Below are 14,561 nucleotides of genomic sequence, written 5' to 3'. Positions count from 1 at the left end.
CTCTAATCTCTTATTTATAAAACTCAGCGTACCACTCAGCGAAATTTCTTAATCCGGTCCGCAGACTTGTGCTCGGCTTGTATCCGAAGTCACGCTCCAAAGCGCTCGTATCTGCATAAGTAACAGGCACATCGCCCGGCTGCATCGGAACCAGCTCCTTGTGTGCCTCGAAGTCATAATCCTCCGGCAACACTTTCGCACGAACCAGTTCCTCGCTCAGAATCTGCACGAAGTCCAGTAGATTTTCCGGATTCTGATTACCGATGTTGTAAACTGCATACGGCGGAATCGGCAGGCCGTCCTCACCATTCTTCTTGTCCGGAGCTTTCTTCATTACGCGGACAACGCCCTCAACAATATCGTCCACATAAGTGAAGTCGCGTTTGCAGTTGCCGTAGTTGAAGATCTTAATTGTTTCGCCCTTCACCAGCTTATTGGTGAAGCCGAAGTAAGCCATATCCGGGCGACCAGCAGGACCATACACCGTAAAGAACCGCAGACCGGTGGACGGGATGTTGTACAGCTTGGAATAAGCATGAGCCATCAGCTCATTGGATTTCTTGGTTGCCGCATACAGGGAAACCGGGTTATCTACCTTGTCATCCGTGCTGTACGGAACTTTCTTGTTGGAACCATAGACACTGGAAGAGGAAGCATACACCAGATGCTCCAAGCTCTCACAATGACGGCAGGCTTCCAGAATATTGAAAAAGCCGACCAGGTTGGATTCCACATAGGCATCCGGTTGGTGATGGAGTAACGCACACCAGCCTGTGCTGCAAGGTTCACGACCACAGCAGGCTTATATTTCTCGAACAGCTCTGTGATCAATGCCTTGTCAGCGATGTTGCCTTTTACAAAAGTGAATGTGGGATACTTGGCCAGCTCATTCAAACGGAACTCTTTCAGGGCAACGTCATAGTAAGCATTCATGTTATCAATGCCGATGACCGTTGCAGAAGGAGCCTCCTGATAGATTCTTTTCACAAGGTTAGAGCCTATGAAGCCGGCTGCACCTGTGACTAAAATCGTTTTATTATCTAAAGTAACTGTGCTCATATGTATTCCTCCGTTTTGGTTAATTTCCTAATCTATGTACACATCTGCTCTTCACAGATAGTATTTCCTTTTTCCTCTTGCCGCTCACACGGCTAAGTGTTTTCTTATGCTGTCGTACCCTTTTGCCGCAGCAATCAAATCTTTTCTCGGTATTTCGTCCATTTTCCTGCATATCATTATCCAGACAGGTTCACTCAATAAAATCAGTTGCACCTTTCACTACTTTTCTCCGGCGCATATTCATACGCCACACTCTCCGCCCTCTACATCAAAGTGTTAATCTGTTGAGTAAACCCGTTTTTTTGCTTCTATTTTGCCAGATTTTCCCATTCCATCTTTTTTGTAATAATCATACAAATATATCTATCATTCTTATTGCAACCTGCACAATGATTTATTCATTTTTTATGATGTCTACACGACAGAATATTAGTAATTTCCGTCCGTTGCTCAACGCCACGCAGATAAATGCAGTTATCAGTATTAACGTCCTACTGCACAAAACATGATTTTCAGAGTAAAATGCAGCGCATATTTATGCAAAATCAGGTGTTTTTGTATGTATATTCAACTCCACCATAGACCATCAGAACTCGACTGCTTTTGTTGAGTAGACATTGGTCGGGGCAGCCACTACAACAAAATCCGCATTCGAGTATGCAGCCTTTGCATCGAGGGTTGCAGTCAGATCCAGATTCTTTTCTGCCAGATATTTTTCAATATAGTCATCCTGAATCGGAGACTTCCGGTTGTTGATCATCTCGACCTTCTCCGGAATGATATCCACAGCGGTCACATGATGATGCTGAGAAAGTAATGTCGCAATCGACAAACCAACATAACCCCCTGATGTCAAGATAGGGACAAAAAAATTCTCAAAAAAAGCAAAAAAATAAGCCCCACAAGGCTTTTCTGACAATTCTTTGAATCATCAGGGCCTTGTAGGGCTATCCGTTATCTTATGCTATTTTGTTTTCACACTGCCTGTAAGGGGGTGTTCTCCATTGTTTCCTTAAACTGCTCAACTGTCATCTTTGCTTTTGCCGCAGCACGCTCCAGCGGTAAATCACCCTCTCGAACAAGCTGAACCAGCATCCGAATCTCGCCAATTCCGATGCCTTCGATTCTGCCTTCCTGACGGCCTTCTTCACGGCCTTCGGCTCTTACGCCTTGACTAAGATTGCACACTTCAAGCACCTCTCTTTCCAGTTCTTCGCTCATTGCAACGCCAAACTCTTCTTCCAGAATCTTCTTTTTCTCCGAACCTGATCTTGTGGAAGATAACAGCACTTCCATAAATTTCAGGATTCCCTTATGATTCTCCGTCCCTGGCTTGCCTAAACAAATCATTACGACACTCATCAAATCGTAGTTTTCGGTTTCTTCCTGCGCTTCTCCTATCAACTGTTCGGGTTTGATGGAGTACCGGGTAAGCGTATTTTCAAAACCATCTGACGGCTGAGTACAAATCCAGATGGAGTAGACCTTACGAATCTTCCCATATTCAGATTTTGTAAAAATCGGACCGTGCTGTGCAGAAATCATTCTGCTACAATAATAGATTGCCCGTTTCGTCAATGGGTATCCCGGCTTGAATTTTGTCTGTGCTTCCACATTGATAATCAGACGAATGACTTCTTCCTGTTCTGCACTGTCCGCAGATTTCGGTGCAATTGCGTCAAAGCGAACATCGTAGAACAATGTTCCCTCGGTCAGCGTAGAGTCCTCGTTGTTACTACCCTTGATTACATCTGTTGACTTTTTGGGTCTGTTCGTATCATCGACATGAACACCAACAGAGCCAACCTCCGGGGTTCCCTCGATGTATTTCTCAACAATATCATCTACGGTGCAATCGCTGTATTCATTCACACAGCCTTTCATGATCTGTGCCAGAATCTGTTTGTTTGCCAACAGCTTTTTCGCTGTTCTGTCATACCTCGAATCATACTCTGTCTGATCTATCGTGTGGGCAAGCTGATTTTCCACCGTGCCTTGTTTTTCCATCGGCATTCACTTCCTCGCAGTAGATTCAACAAGAGCGTAAACTCTCCTATCGTGCTTCCATCTTACCATAATTCACCGCCCATATCAAGCAACCAACTGTAAACTTTCCTTGCACGGAGTTGTCCATATTATTGCATTCTTCGCCACTGTTATATCATAGGCAACTAATTATTTCAGAACCCACTAATGTGAGATTCACATTTCAGTCAGTACTCTCCCGTTTTCTATCTGCATCGCATCCGTTATCTTAAACGAAACAAGTCGCTGCTGTGGAAAAGCTCTTCCGATCAGCCGATAGGACATTTTCTTGTCCCACCCAGAATCCCCGTAAATCATGCGAACCAATGCCATACACTTGATTTCGCCGCTATTAGATTCGTCTGGTTTTCCCACACGATGCGCTCCTGATTCTTCTGCTCCACACGCCTGTACAGCTATCTGTTTCATTTTACGATTATACAGAAACCGATAGTGTGACGGCCATTCTAACGCTTCCAGCGTTTTTCTGAAGACCGTGATTCGTCCCTCTTCCTCGCAGAAACTCATGCCAAGTCCTGCCTGTTGCTCCGTTTTCTGTTCTGTTTTTTGCATATTGCTCACCTCCCACAAATGGACAGACCCTCCCCTTGTACAACCTGTCAATTAGTCCTTTCCAGCTTCAGGAGCAATCTTTCCTGTCAGAATCCCCATTGACACATACCCATCCATTTGCTTGACTTCAGATTCTTTCCGGTGTTCTTCCACAGGCACACCAAAAGTTCCCACAATATCATCCAGGTAAAATCCCTTTCGGCTGTTCACAGGTTTTGTTGACGCAGCATTATCCTGCGAATCGACTGCGTTCTTTTTTCTCTGTCCTTCATGAAAAATTTCTGGCACAAGCAGATCAAAAACATACAGAGTTTCACCCTCAAAGGTAATCCTGTACCCCAGCATTTTATATCGGCACTCGCTGTCCCATCCCATTTTCTGATAAACTAAAGTCGCAAATGGCTTGCAGGACATCTTCCGGCTTTTGCGCTTATCCGGTTTTGCCACGCACCAACGCAGAGCGTCCTTGTCATTTTCATCACACCCACGAACAACGATACGCTTCAAATCATTGTTGAACATGACATGAACATAGACCACATCCTCCAGCCCTGTGATACAGGCTGTATTGAATGTGATACTATCTTTACGAATCACGATTGCCGGGTCACGCAGATGGGCAAACAATTCCTTTCGCACGACCTGGTAGCCATCATACGAAAAGGCACTTTCCAGTTCTTCCGCCCGTGCGTCTCTATCATCCTGCACAATCTGCTTCTCTGGCGGCATGATTGTTGTGTTTTCTTCATTCATCTATAATCAGTCCATCCTTCCATTATCTTCTCCGCTTCACGGAGCAACTCATTTAGATTTTCTGCCGTAAATATGTTCATTTCCTCTATCTCCGTCGCAGGACGAAATACATCCCAGTTTCCGGCATAATGCTCCTGCCGTAAGATACCCACCTGTGCTATACTTGTAATCGGCTGTCCAAATGTTCCAGCCCACTCTGGTGGAAAAATGTAAATCTTCTTTTTGACCGTTTCGCCCTCATCTTCTTCGGTGTTTTCCTTTGGAGGCAGAACGATTTCTTCCACCTTAATCATTTCAGGCTCATCAAATGCGAACAGCATCATTTTGTTATCGCCCTGCTCCAAAAACTGGCCACGGAACCGATAACGCAAATCCTCATCCCATTCCATAATGTCAAATAAAGTCTTTGCAAGTCCACGACAGCCCAAAGTGCTTGCACACCAACGTCCCTCTTTCAGTCTGCCCCAACGGATCGCGTTTGGATTATTCTTGTCACAGGGGCGAATGGCAATGCAGCGTTCAACAGAATTTAGCAGCAGCTCCACATATTCAACATTTTCAAACTTTTTCAAGCAAGCGGTGTTAAAGCGCAATCGTCCATTAGAAATCGTCATAGCCGGATTCTGCATAGTAGAAAAATACTGTACCCTGACTATTTCATAGCCCGTCAGATCAAGACGCTTTTTCACATCCGCAGTAACAGTGACATCCGGTTCTTTCATCACGCTTTCAGAGGCTTCCCTGTATTCTTCTGCCGAAAAACCTGTCCAATCCTTATCAAAAGGCACATATCCTCGCAAAATCCCATCTTCAACCACGCTCAACACGGGCAAGGGTCTGTTTTTCTTTGAATAATTGCGGGATGCCCGCAGATGATTGGCTGCATTAAAAACTTCTCTGGAAACAATGGCTTCATGGTGATTCTTCTGCCTGTACTGTGTCCGATCATTGTTGTTTTTCTTTGATTTATGCGTCAAAAAGTTCGGTGTAAAGGTCTTTCTTGCCAGTACATCACCACAATGGCGCTCATTTGCCAGAACACCTGCAAGTGTACCGGGATTCCACTCCACACGTCCCAACTTCGTCTTACGGCTATACTCCATCAAAAGAGTTGCAATCTCCGTAAGCGAATATCCATTCAGGTACAGGTAGTAAATCACCTTTACCGTCTGTGCTTCCTCCGGGTTAATTACAAGGTTGCCTTCCTCGTCTTTATCGTATCCAAGCAATGCAGGGGTCAGGAACAGGCCACGGCTGAACCGCCGATCAATCGACCAGTTCATAATGATAGATTTGGAATGCGATTCTTCCTCTGCCACAGATGCCAGAATCGTCAGAATCATTCGTCCATTGCTGTCCAGCGTATAGATATTATCTGCTTCAAATTTCACACCCACAGGCGGATTCAGATTTTTCAGAAGTTCAATCACAGAAAGGCAGTCAACGATATTTCGAGCAAAACGGGCAATGGATTTTGTAAGAACAAGGTCAATCTTGCCTGCCTTGCAGTCCTCAATCAACTGCTGCATCCCTTTTCGGTGTTCCAGAGATGTGCCGCTGATGCCCTCATCCGCATAGATTCCAACAAATACCCATCCCGGCTGTGCCTGAATATAATCCGTATAATAGTTTTTCTGAAGTTCATACGAAGAAGTCTGTTCATCATTATCCGTGGAAACACGGATATATGCTGCCACACGCCGAATCACAGAACTTGTTTCCAAATCCTCTATGATTTTGGCGGGAATGACTTCCAATTCCGATATATCTACGCCCTTATAGCGGTCTCTGATTTTTTGCTTACGGTCTACTGCTTCTACTTCACCGGTAATCATGTGCTTTTCCTCATTCTCCCGTATGGATGCTCCAATACCACTGTCGCATCTTCCGATAACTTCGGATACCGAGTTCTTTCTTCGTATTTTCTGCGGTTCTGCGGCTGATTCCTTCATCTTTCATCCGCATATAGATTTCTCTTGCTCTCATATCGCCATCAGAAAGCAACTTTTTTATCAGATATGCTGCCTTTTCTGTTTTTGACTCAAATTCCGGCACTTTCGGTTGTTCCGATGAAACGAATGTGCTCTTGCACTCCAACCATTGAAAACCCATCTCCGCTGTTATAGAAAACCGAATTTCTCCATCAGACGGAGCCAAACTGTTTTTTATCTGCCGAACAATACGAATATCTGTATCTTTCTGGTCACGCTCCACCTGCAAAACACTTCGCGCAGCAGCAACCACATCTATGCTGCCAAGGCTTCGGTACAAACCTTTCGTTCCCTCTTTCTTATTGAGATGACCAATCAGCACAATGGCACAATCATATACTGAAGCCCACATTCCGAGACGCTGCATCAGTTTTCTGGCTCTCCCTGCAATCTGGAGGTCAGAATCACTTCCTAAATACGCCTGAATCGGGTCTATAACTACAAGCCGTGGGCGAAATTCAATGATTGCCTGACGGATACGCTCATCATCCAGTGTTAGACCACTGTATGTTTCTTCATTGATAAAAGCCACTTTTCTACAATCTGCGCCACATCTTTCCAGTCTGGGTTTAATGGTATCTGATACTCCATCTTCCGAACACTGGTAGATAACCCTCTGCGGCGTCCCAACAGGCTTTCCATCCGGTGTTTTCCCACCCTTAGAAAGTTCCGCAATCAGATTCATCATCATGGTTGACTTTCCATCGCCGGGATCGCCTTGTAGCAATGTTATCTTTCCCACTGCAATGAATGGATACCACAACCAGTGAACAGAAGTTGCCTGCACATCACTATATAATGTAAGAATTCTTTTTTCTACCTTGTCCGCCATCGTCTTTCCTTCCTATTTGCAGTCTTTTCCTACCTCTATTATAAAGCATTCGTTGCGTTTTGACTGCTACCCATCAGGTAGCATGAGTTTCCTTTTGCTACCCAGTAGGTAGCAAAACAGCCTAAGACCACAGAGCAGCTAGCAGTGTGTCCCTTTGCGGTCTTAGAACCTTTGATATAGAGTTGCTCTGCCTACCATCATGCGAGATAATTGTACTGCCTTATGCGGGGAATCATAAGGAGAAAAGCACATGGCTACTGATTATAAAGCTTTGGGCAAGCGCATTTCAAATGCCCGAAAACAAGCTGGTATCACGCAAGAGGCCCTTGGAGAGCAGCTTAACATGACACGAAAACATATTAGCGTAATCGAATCCGCTATCAAACGCCCAAGTCTTGATGCACTGGTTGATATTGCCAATGCTCTTGACGTATCGACTGATGATTTGCTGGTAGATAGTTTGATGCACTCGACTTCAACCTCAAATTCCGAAATTCACCGTCTTCTCTTGGACTGCAATGAAATCGAACAGGAAATTCTCACTCGGATGGTAAGAGAGATGAAAGCCATACTGTACGGTTTGGGAATCTGATTTTGTAGCCCGCTGATCATATAACAAAAAAGCCCGCATAAGACACAGCTGCACTTCGGATTACACCGGGGTGCTGTCTGTGGCTTATGCGGTCAAAGTCATTCCTGCGGAATGAAATACCCGCCTGGTCGAGAAGATTTTCTGAATCCTCTCACCCAGACGGGTATTCTTTTTCTTATACCACTTCTTCCATCCAATTATGTGCCATACTTTTCCAACGCTCTCCGAATCACATCCTCACAGTTGAACTCTATTTTCATCGTTTGATCGTCATACAGATAAACCATGCTCACAAAAGCATCCACACATTCTTTTGTCAGCCCGCCGATGTACGTTTTCTCGCTGGCCTGCTTTGTCAGAGCGCGGATTTCTTCATCCAATTCATCGGCACACTCCTGTTCTTCCTTTTCTGTCCGTATGCTATCCTGCAATGCAGCCAGTTTTTCCGAAAGGACCTTTTTCTTTTCTATGTACGCATCTCGCAGCAGCACACCGTCCGCATACGATTCATATAGTTTGATTTGCTCTACCCGAATGGCTTCCGCTTGCTTTTCCAAGTCCTCAATGTCCATGCAGCGCACCGTGATAGACTGCTTTTCCTGCATTCCCTGATTTACCACATCCAGCGCATAGAATACTGTTTTTATCGCACGAGCCACTTTTGCATTCACCGAATATTCTCTGTAATAGCCGCCGTAGCATTTAGAGAACTTTCCGGCTGACCGTTTATAGCCGCAATAGAAAACCATTTCCCCATATTGCCTTTCGTGGCGAAGCTGCCGATTACAGTTTCCGCAGCAGATTTTTCCTTTTAACGCAAAATCATCGCCCACCTTATATTGAATTGGAGTTACGTTACGGATCGCTTTCTGTGCCTGATAGTATTCATCTCTTGTCACGATGGCCGCATGAGCGTTTTCTGCGATGATCCACTTATCCTCCGGGAGCGTCCGAACAGAGGTAGTATTCACGTCAATTTTCTTTCTTCTCCCCATAACCAGCGCACCAGTGTATTCATACCGTCTAAGGATTCTCCATACGATTGCTGCGTTCCATAACATTTCACTGTCCGGGGCAATAATAGGATTGCTGCCCATCAGCAGATTCTTTCGTTTCGCATACAATCCCGGCGTAGGAAGATTTAATTCGTTCATGCCGTAGGCGATCTGCGTTGTATTGCAGCCGGACAATGCCAATTCAAATACTTTTTTCACGCAGACTGCAGCCTCCGGGTCAATCTCCCACCGCCGCCCACCTTTCTTGTTCCACACATATCCAAAAGGAACATTCGTGCAGGTGGCTTTCCCGTTCTTCCAGTTCGTTTCCAGAGCAGCCCGAATCTTTTTCGCAATATCCCGGCTATACATATTATTCACCAGATTGCTGACCGCCACTTCGATTCCCGGCGTTCCGTTGTTCAGTTTCATGCTGTCAAAGGAATTATTCACGGCAATAAACCGAACTCCCATCAACGGAAAAATCTGCTCAATGTAATCGCCAACACCGATATAGTCACGACCAAGACGGGATAAATCCTTTACCATGATGACTTTTATATTGCCCTGCTTCAAATCCACAATCATTTTCTGAAAAGCTGGACGATTAAAATTGGTGCCAGTATAGCCATCATCTACATATTCTACAATCTCGCCAAATAAATCTTCCTGCTTCCCAATGTAATCGTGGAGCAGCATCCGTTGGTTCTCAATGCTGTTACTTTCATCCTTGCTGCCCTTTTTCAAATCTCCGTCTGCCAATGATAAGCGGAGATAGATTGCAATTTTATCATTCATTCTGAACCTCCGACATGATTGCAAGCACTTCCTGATAGGGGTCGCTACACTTAAATTCGACCTCCACAGAATTGTCCATTCCTACATAGATTCTCTTGATAAGTTCATGCACCAGTTCTTCATCAAATTCATTTTGATTTAGAATCCCGCGCATCCGTTCCATTTGAGCATCGCAGATTTTGATTCTCTTTTCCAGTTCCAATGCGCGCTGACGCTGCTTTTGCAGTTCATGTTCCAACCGCTGCTTTTCTGCTATGTAATGTTCCTTTAGCTGACTGTATTCATCTTCGTCCAGAATTTCAGCCTTATAGTCCTCATATAAGCGCAACCGCCGTTCTTCGGCTTCCTGAATCCGAAACAGGATTGAATTTTCTTTCATCTTGATGGAACGGGCAGAATTCAGATTGCTACCGCGCATCATGTCTTTTACCAGCTTTTCTTCTTCGCACATGGTAGACACCAGATGATGAATCTGATCCATCGCCACCATCATCAGCATTTTCTCCGGCACCGCATGATAGGCGCAGGGAGTCGTATTCTTCTTTCTTTTGCAAATGAACACTCCATAGTGCGTTTCTTTCACCGTACCATGCACACGCCGTTCAAACGTCATGTTGCGCCTGCAGCAGCCACAGTAAACCATTCCCGATAGATGGTTATAACACTTTTCTCTGGTTGCCTTGGAACGAGCCATCGCCCTTTCCCGTTTTTCCTTATTCTGCTCCCGCCGTGCCTGCACTTTTTCAAAATCCGATTTCAGAATGATTGCTTCATGAGCGTTTTCAACAATATGCCATTCCTTCTTTTCCACAGGATGGAGGCCAATCCCTTTGTATGATGCTGTTTGCGTTTTTCCCGATACCAGTTCTCCAATATAGGCACTGCTGTTTAAAATACGAAGAACCGTACTGGGGTGCCATTTATTATAGGTAGGGTCATCTCCCTCATGTAATTTGCGATTCAGCCGTTCGTTCGGCCTTGCTACTTCTAAAAACTCCAACCTGCGGGCAATTTCGTTTGTGCTTACTCCTGCAAGATACCATTGATAGATCAGTTTGACCCACTTCGCATCCTCAGTCGCTTCAAACTTATTTCCCTGTTGGTTCAACTGATAGCCATACGGTGTACACCACGATGTAGGGATTCCCTTCTCGCGGCGCATCTGGTAACTAAGGCTGATTTTCTTTGAAATGTCCTTAGCATACAAGCTGTTTACCATGTTCTTGATGGGAACCGCAAGACTATCCACATCCGACTGCCGGATGTTGTCAAAATCATCGTTGATGGCGATAAAGCGAACATGGAGCATCGGGAAAATAGTTTCCAGATAGCTTCCCGTTTCGATATAGTCACGACCAAATCGAGATAAGTCCTTCACTACGATGCACTGAATTTTGCCTGTCCGTATATCCTGCATCATACGCTCAAATTCTGGTCGGTCAAAACGTGTTCCCGTAAAACCGTTGTCTGCATAGGTATCGGTCAGCGTCAGTTCCGGGTTCTCCCTGATATAATTATGAATTTGCAAAATCTGTGTGTGCAGGGAATCTTCTGTTTCATGCCCACCGTTCTCAACCGACAGCCGCGCATACGCTGCCGTGCGCAGAAGTTCTTTTTCGTTTTGCTGTACGGCCTCCTGCGCAGCGGCCTGCGGCATCAGATTCTTTCTACTCTTTCTTGCCATTACAATCTTCCTCTCCGTTGTTCAGCCATTCTTCCGGGAAGAATCCCTTCCACTTACTTTCTTGTAGGATCACGTCTACCTGTTCAAAATCTACGATCCATACATGGTCAAGCCATTCTTTAAGATGTGTGCGCTCCAATTTTTCAGGAATTGAAATCGCTCGGAACTTCATCAACCAGGGATTCCCATGGCTAAATGCTTTTTCTATATCATTAACAGCCAGCATTACTTTTTTAAAGTCCGCTTCCTGCTTCTGGACTGCTACCTGATACTGATGTTCATACTCATCTACCTGTTCTGGCGAAATTGATCCATGCTCGTATTCCCGATAAACCGCTGTTCGTTCATCGTCCTTGGCCATCAAGCGAGCAACGATCTCATTTGCTCTTTTTCTGTACTGCAACAGTCCAGCATCCATGCACTGCTTGACTTTCTCAGGATTCAAGTCCAGCACCCTATCAATATGCGCAGCTTGCATTTTTTCTTTTTCCAAAGCTGAAAGAATCTCTCGAAAGATTTTCTCGCTTTCGATGAAAGGGGCTTTTCCAGAGAAGCATCTATACCCCTTGTCAAACGAATAGATTTGCTGGCTTTCATCTTCTGATGTTCTGCACAGCAGACCTTTTCCACTTTCCTTGTCATAGATTTTTTTGAAGAGCAGATTTGGTTTTTTTCGAGCCTTTTTTCTCGAAGGCAACCTCGTAGATTCCAACTTTTTCTGAGCTTTCTGAAATTCCGTCTTTGAAACAATCGCCGGAACCTCCAATTCTCGCTTTGCCTTTGCCAGTGTCAGCGTACACTTTCCGATATAGAGTGGATTTTTCAAAATCGAGCGAATTGTTGAATCCTGCCACTTATTTTTTGTTCTTGATCTTTTTTTCTTTGCCATCTGGACTTGCGGTGTTTGAACGCCCTGTACATCCAATGCTCTTGCGATTTCCGGGATTTTTATATCTTCCAGATACATCTGAAAAATCAGCTTTACAACCTGTGCGCTTTCAGGATTAAGAACAAGGCTTCTGCGATCTTCCGACAGCGCATAACCATATTTAGCCTGTCGATGGGTCAATGTACCTTCTTCAAAGTGATTCTGGCGATTGGTAATAAATTCCGAACGAATCTTATCAATGGTCTTTCCATTGAAATACTCTGCAACTTCTTCGGCAGTTTTGTCTATGCTGCAAAAGTCATCTTCCACAACTGCAAATTGGATACCAAGCGGATAGAACGTCCTCTGCAGTGCTTCAATGGCAAACGGAAGGGTTCTTCCACAGCGGAAGATAGAATCCACAACAACTGCATCAAATTTCCGAGCCATCCCATCCTGTACCAATTTGTCAAAGCCCTCCGTGGCTTCTGCTGTTCTCCTGCGGTCACTGTATTTTTCGGATACGCTGCACCCACACTTTTTTAGATACCGTGCAATGCGCTCATTCTGTTCCGCAATCGTATTGGATGGATTTTCTTCTCCGATCCTGCTGGAAATCGACCTTGTATAACTGACCCATTTCATTCCTCTGCCACCTCATTTCCATGATGTGCTTGATATTCCATAAATTTTTCTGTGATACTGTGCAGTTCATCCTCGAAGCAGAAATGAATTTCAATCTCTGTTTTGCTATGAACATCTATGTGGTCGATCAGTTCCACCACGACCCTGCGTTCGAGCGTTTTGATATGTTCGTACTGCTTAAATTCTTCCAACCAAGTAGGAAGCAGTGTGTCGTGCTTTAATGCCTCCTGCTTCTTTTCGCGGATTTCCTGAATCTTATCCTGTGCCTCTTTTATCTTCTGCGCAAAGCGAGTATTCATTTCTCCGTACTCTTCCCGACTGACAACATCATCGCATAAGTCCTGATACAGACGGATTTTTAAATTACTGTACCGTTCTAATTCAGCTTCCAGTGCAGTGATCTGGCTGTCCAGAATCTTTATGCCAATCTGTTCGCCGCTTGCCAACTCTGCATTGGAGAGTACCTTTTCCGCTTCTACAAGAAGTGTCACTTGATGCCGAATCGCAGCCAGAACACTTTCCGTTAGTTTCTCACTGTTTATCATGTGCGGTGTGCAGCCGCCGCCATTCTTATAGGTAGAGCAGTGATAGTATTGATACTTCTTTCCGTTTTTCGTCACCGTGCGGCGAATCATATTCTGCCCGCAGTCTGCACAGCGCAGAAAACCTGATAATGGATAAACTGTTGTCTGCGATGGTGCGGTACGAGTGTCCAGTTCCAACAACTGTTGTACTTGCTGGAACTCGCCTTTGCTGATAATAGCATCATGCGCATCTTCCACCCGAATCCAGTTTTCACTTCCAACATCATGGCTCTTTTTTACTTTGTAATTGATTTTCCTGCGTTTACCCTGAATCAATGTTCCCGTATAGGATTCATTTTTCAAAATACGATTGACGGAAACCACTGTCCACTTCTGATTCAGCCCAGCCTGAAAACCGCAGGTATAGTTGAATCCATTGGCTCTCTTATACTCGTTCGGCGGCAGGACACCCAGTTCGTTCAAGTGACTGGCAATGCGCTGTGAACTCATTCCGTTCAATTTCTGTTTGAATATTTCCTGCACAATGCCCGCAGCGTATTCATCTATAATCAGATGATTTTTGTCTTTGGGGTCTTTGCGATACCCATACCCTGCGAAACTGCCAATGAACTGACCTTCTTTTCGTTTCACATCCAAGTGACTGCGAACGCGCAGTGAAATATCCCGGCAGTAGGTGTCATTGATAAGATTGTTGAACGGAATCAGAATACGACCCTTATCATCGTTTTCCTCTGCACTGTCATAATGATCGTTGATGGCGATAAAGCGCACACCCATGAACGGAAAGATTCTTTCCAGATAACGGCCCGTTTCAATGTAGTTTCTGCCGAAGCGAGATAAATCCTTGACGATGATGCAGTTGACGTTCCTTTTCTCAATGTCCTGCATCATCCGCTTAAAATCCGGGCGTTCAAAATTTGTGCCGCTGTAACCATCGTCTACATACTCATCGAACTTGTGCAATTCCGGGTGCTTCCCCATGTAATCGTTCAGCAACGCTCTCTGATTTTTTATGCTGTTGCTCTCCTGCTGGTCGCCATCCGAACGCGACAAACGAAGATATGTGGCGCAGTTGTATTTTTCATTTCCCTGAAAAAACATAAAAAGCCGATAACCTCCTAATCTATTTGTCGTTCAGACAATAAACCAAGAAATTATCGGCTTTATCAGCATATTCTGTTTTGACCCAAAGCCATTATCT

At 44.8% G+C, this 14,561-nt stretch carries 10 protein-coding genes and 2 pseudogenes; 1 reads left to right on the top strand and 11 read right to left on the bottom strand.

Annotation, left to right across the window (positions count from 1 at the left end; genetic code table 11):
- Nucleotides 1–10 precede the first annotated feature (10 nt).
- The 7 genes and pseudogenes from DWX91_RS12125 to DWX91_RS12095 form a co-directional block, all read right to left on the bottom strand.
- A pseudogene (locus tag DWX91_RS12125) lies at nucleotides 11–1,059 on the bottom strand (NAD-dependent epimerase/dehydratase family protein).
- Between the two features lie 601 nt (nucleotides 1,060–1,660).
- Nucleotides 1,661–1,918: pseudogene (locus DWX91_RS12120) on the bottom strand (UDP-glucose 6-dehydrogenase); the annotation flags it as partial.
- A 116-nt stretch (nucleotides 1,919–2,034) separates the two neighbouring features.
- The gene (locus DWX91_RS12115) at nucleotides 2,035–3,066 is read right to left on the bottom strand and encodes a hypothetical protein (RefSeq protein WP_113998567.1); all 1,032 of its coding nucleotides are present in this window, start codon (nucleotides 3,064–3,066) and stop codon (nucleotides 2,035–2,037) included.
- A 195-nt stretch (nucleotides 3,067–3,261) separates the two neighbouring features.
- Entirely contained in the window at nucleotides 3,262–3,657 is a 396-nt protein-coding gene (locus DWX91_RS12110; protein WP_118539017.1) for a hypothetical protein, read from the bottom strand.
- A gap of 51 nt (nucleotides 3,658–3,708) precedes the next feature.
- Nucleotides 3,709–4,410 carry a hypothetical protein gene (locus tag DWX91_RS12105; RefSeq protein ID WP_113998565.1) on the bottom strand — a complete coding sequence of 234 codons (702 nt, stop codon included), beginning with the start codon at nucleotides 4,408–4,410 and terminating at the stop codon, nucleotides 3,709–3,711.
- The gene (locus DWX91_RS12100) at nucleotides 4,407–6,245 is read right to left on the bottom strand and encodes a recombinase family protein (RefSeq protein WP_182435079.1); all 1,839 of its coding nucleotides are present in this window, start codon (nucleotides 6,243–6,245) and stop codon (nucleotides 4,407–4,409) included. The genes DWX91_RS12105 and DWX91_RS12100 overlap by 4 nt, the downstream gene beginning before the upstream one ends.
- 10 nt (nucleotides 6,246–6,255) lie before the next feature.
- Nucleotides 6,256–7,233 carry an AAA family ATPase gene (locus tag DWX91_RS12095; protein ID WP_118539013.1) on the bottom strand — a complete coding sequence of 326 codons (978 nt, stop codon included), beginning with the start codon at nucleotides 7,231–7,233 and terminating at the stop codon, nucleotides 6,256–6,258.
- Between the two features lie 250 nt (nucleotides 7,234–7,483).
- On the opposite strand from DWX91_RS12095, the gene DWX91_RS12090 reads away from it, so the two are divergent.
- Nucleotides 7,484–7,825 (top strand): helix-turn-helix domain-containing protein, encoded by a 342-nt coding sequence (locus DWX91_RS12090; RefSeq protein WP_113998562.1) that lies wholly within the window; start codon nucleotides 7,484–7,486, stop codon nucleotides 7,823–7,825.
- Between the two features lie 197 nt (nucleotides 7,826–8,022).
- Here the strand turns inward: DWX91_RS12090 and DWX91_RS12085 are convergent, their stop codons facing one another.
- From DWX91_RS12085 to DWX91_RS12070, 4 genes are read right to left on the bottom strand one after another with little or no spacing between them, the layout of a single operon-like run.
- The gene (locus DWX91_RS12085) at nucleotides 8,023–9,618 is read right to left on the bottom strand and encodes a recombinase family protein (RefSeq protein ID WP_118539011.1); all 1,596 of its coding nucleotides are present in this window, start codon (nucleotides 9,616–9,618) and stop codon (nucleotides 8,023–8,025) included.
- Nucleotides 9,611–11,302 carry a recombinase family protein gene (locus DWX91_RS12080; RefSeq protein ID WP_118539009.1) on the bottom strand — a complete coding sequence of 564 codons (1,692 nt, stop codon included), beginning with the start codon at nucleotides 11,300–11,302 and terminating at the stop codon, nucleotides 9,611–9,613. Before DWX91_RS12080 ends, DWX91_RS12085 begins: the two co-directional genes overlap by 8 nt.
- Nucleotides 11,286–12,815, bottom strand: a complete 1,530-nt coding sequence (locus DWX91_RS12075) for a recombinase family protein (protein ID WP_118539007.1) — start codon at nucleotides 12,813–12,815, stop codon at nucleotides 11,286–11,288. The genes DWX91_RS12080 and DWX91_RS12075 overlap by 17 nt, the downstream gene beginning before the upstream one ends.
- The gene (locus tag DWX91_RS12070) at nucleotides 12,812–14,461 is read right to left on the bottom strand and encodes a recombinase family protein (RefSeq protein ID WP_118539005.1); all 1,650 of its coding nucleotides are present in this window, start codon (nucleotides 14,459–14,461) and stop codon (nucleotides 12,812–12,814) included. Before DWX91_RS12070 ends, DWX91_RS12075 begins: the two co-directional genes overlap by 4 nt.
- Nucleotides 14,462–14,561: the final 100 nt, after the last annotated feature.

This window comes from Clostridium sp. AF22-10, from assembly GCF_003478725.1.
Taxonomy (GTDB): Bacteria; Bacillota; Clostridia; order Lachnospirales; family Lachnospiraceae; genus Otoolea; species Otoolea fessa.
This window is presented reverse-complemented; position numbering and strand designations above follow the sequence as displayed.

Bases quoted from the DNA above. Each gene is read 5' to 3' on its own strand.
- DWX91_RS12115 (WP_113998567.1), bottom strand. From the start codon at position 3,066: ATGGAAAAACAAGGCACGGTGGAAAATCAGCTTGCCCACACGATAGAT.
- DWX91_RS12080 (WP_118539009.1), bottom strand. From the start codon at position 11,302: ATGGCAAGAAAGAGTAGAAAGAATCTGATGCCGCAGGCCGCTGCGCAG.
- DWX91_RS12070 (WP_118539005.1), bottom strand. From the start codon at position 14,461: ATGTTTTTTCAGGGAAATGAAAAATACAACTGCGCCACATATCTTCGT.
- DWX91_RS12100 (WP_182435079.1), bottom strand. From the start codon at position 6,245: ATGATTACCGGTGAAGTAGAAGCAGTAGACCGTAAGCAAAAAATCAGA.
- DWX91_RS12085 (WP_118539011.1), bottom strand. From the start codon at position 9,618: ATGAATGATAAAATTGCAATCTATCTCCGCTTATCATTGGCAGACGGA.
- DWX91_RS12090 (WP_113998562.1), top strand. From the start codon at position 7,484: ATGGCTACTGATTATAAAGCTTTGGGCAAGCGCATTTCAAATGCCCGA.
- DWX91_RS12110 (WP_118539017.1), bottom strand. From the start codon at position 3,657: ATGCAAAAAACAGAACAGAAAACGGAGCAACAGGCAGGACTTGGCATG.
- DWX91_RS12075 (WP_118539007.1), bottom strand. From the start codon at position 12,815: ATGAAATGGGTCAGTTATACAAGGTCGATTTCCAGCAGGATCGGAGAA.
- DWX91_RS12105 (WP_113998565.1), bottom strand. From the start codon at position 4,410: ATGAATGAAGAAAACACAACAATCATGCCGCCAGAGAAGCAGATTGTG.
- DWX91_RS12095 (WP_118539013.1), bottom strand. From the start codon at position 7,233: ATGGCGGACAAGGTAGAAAAAAGAATTCTTACATTATATAGTGATGTG.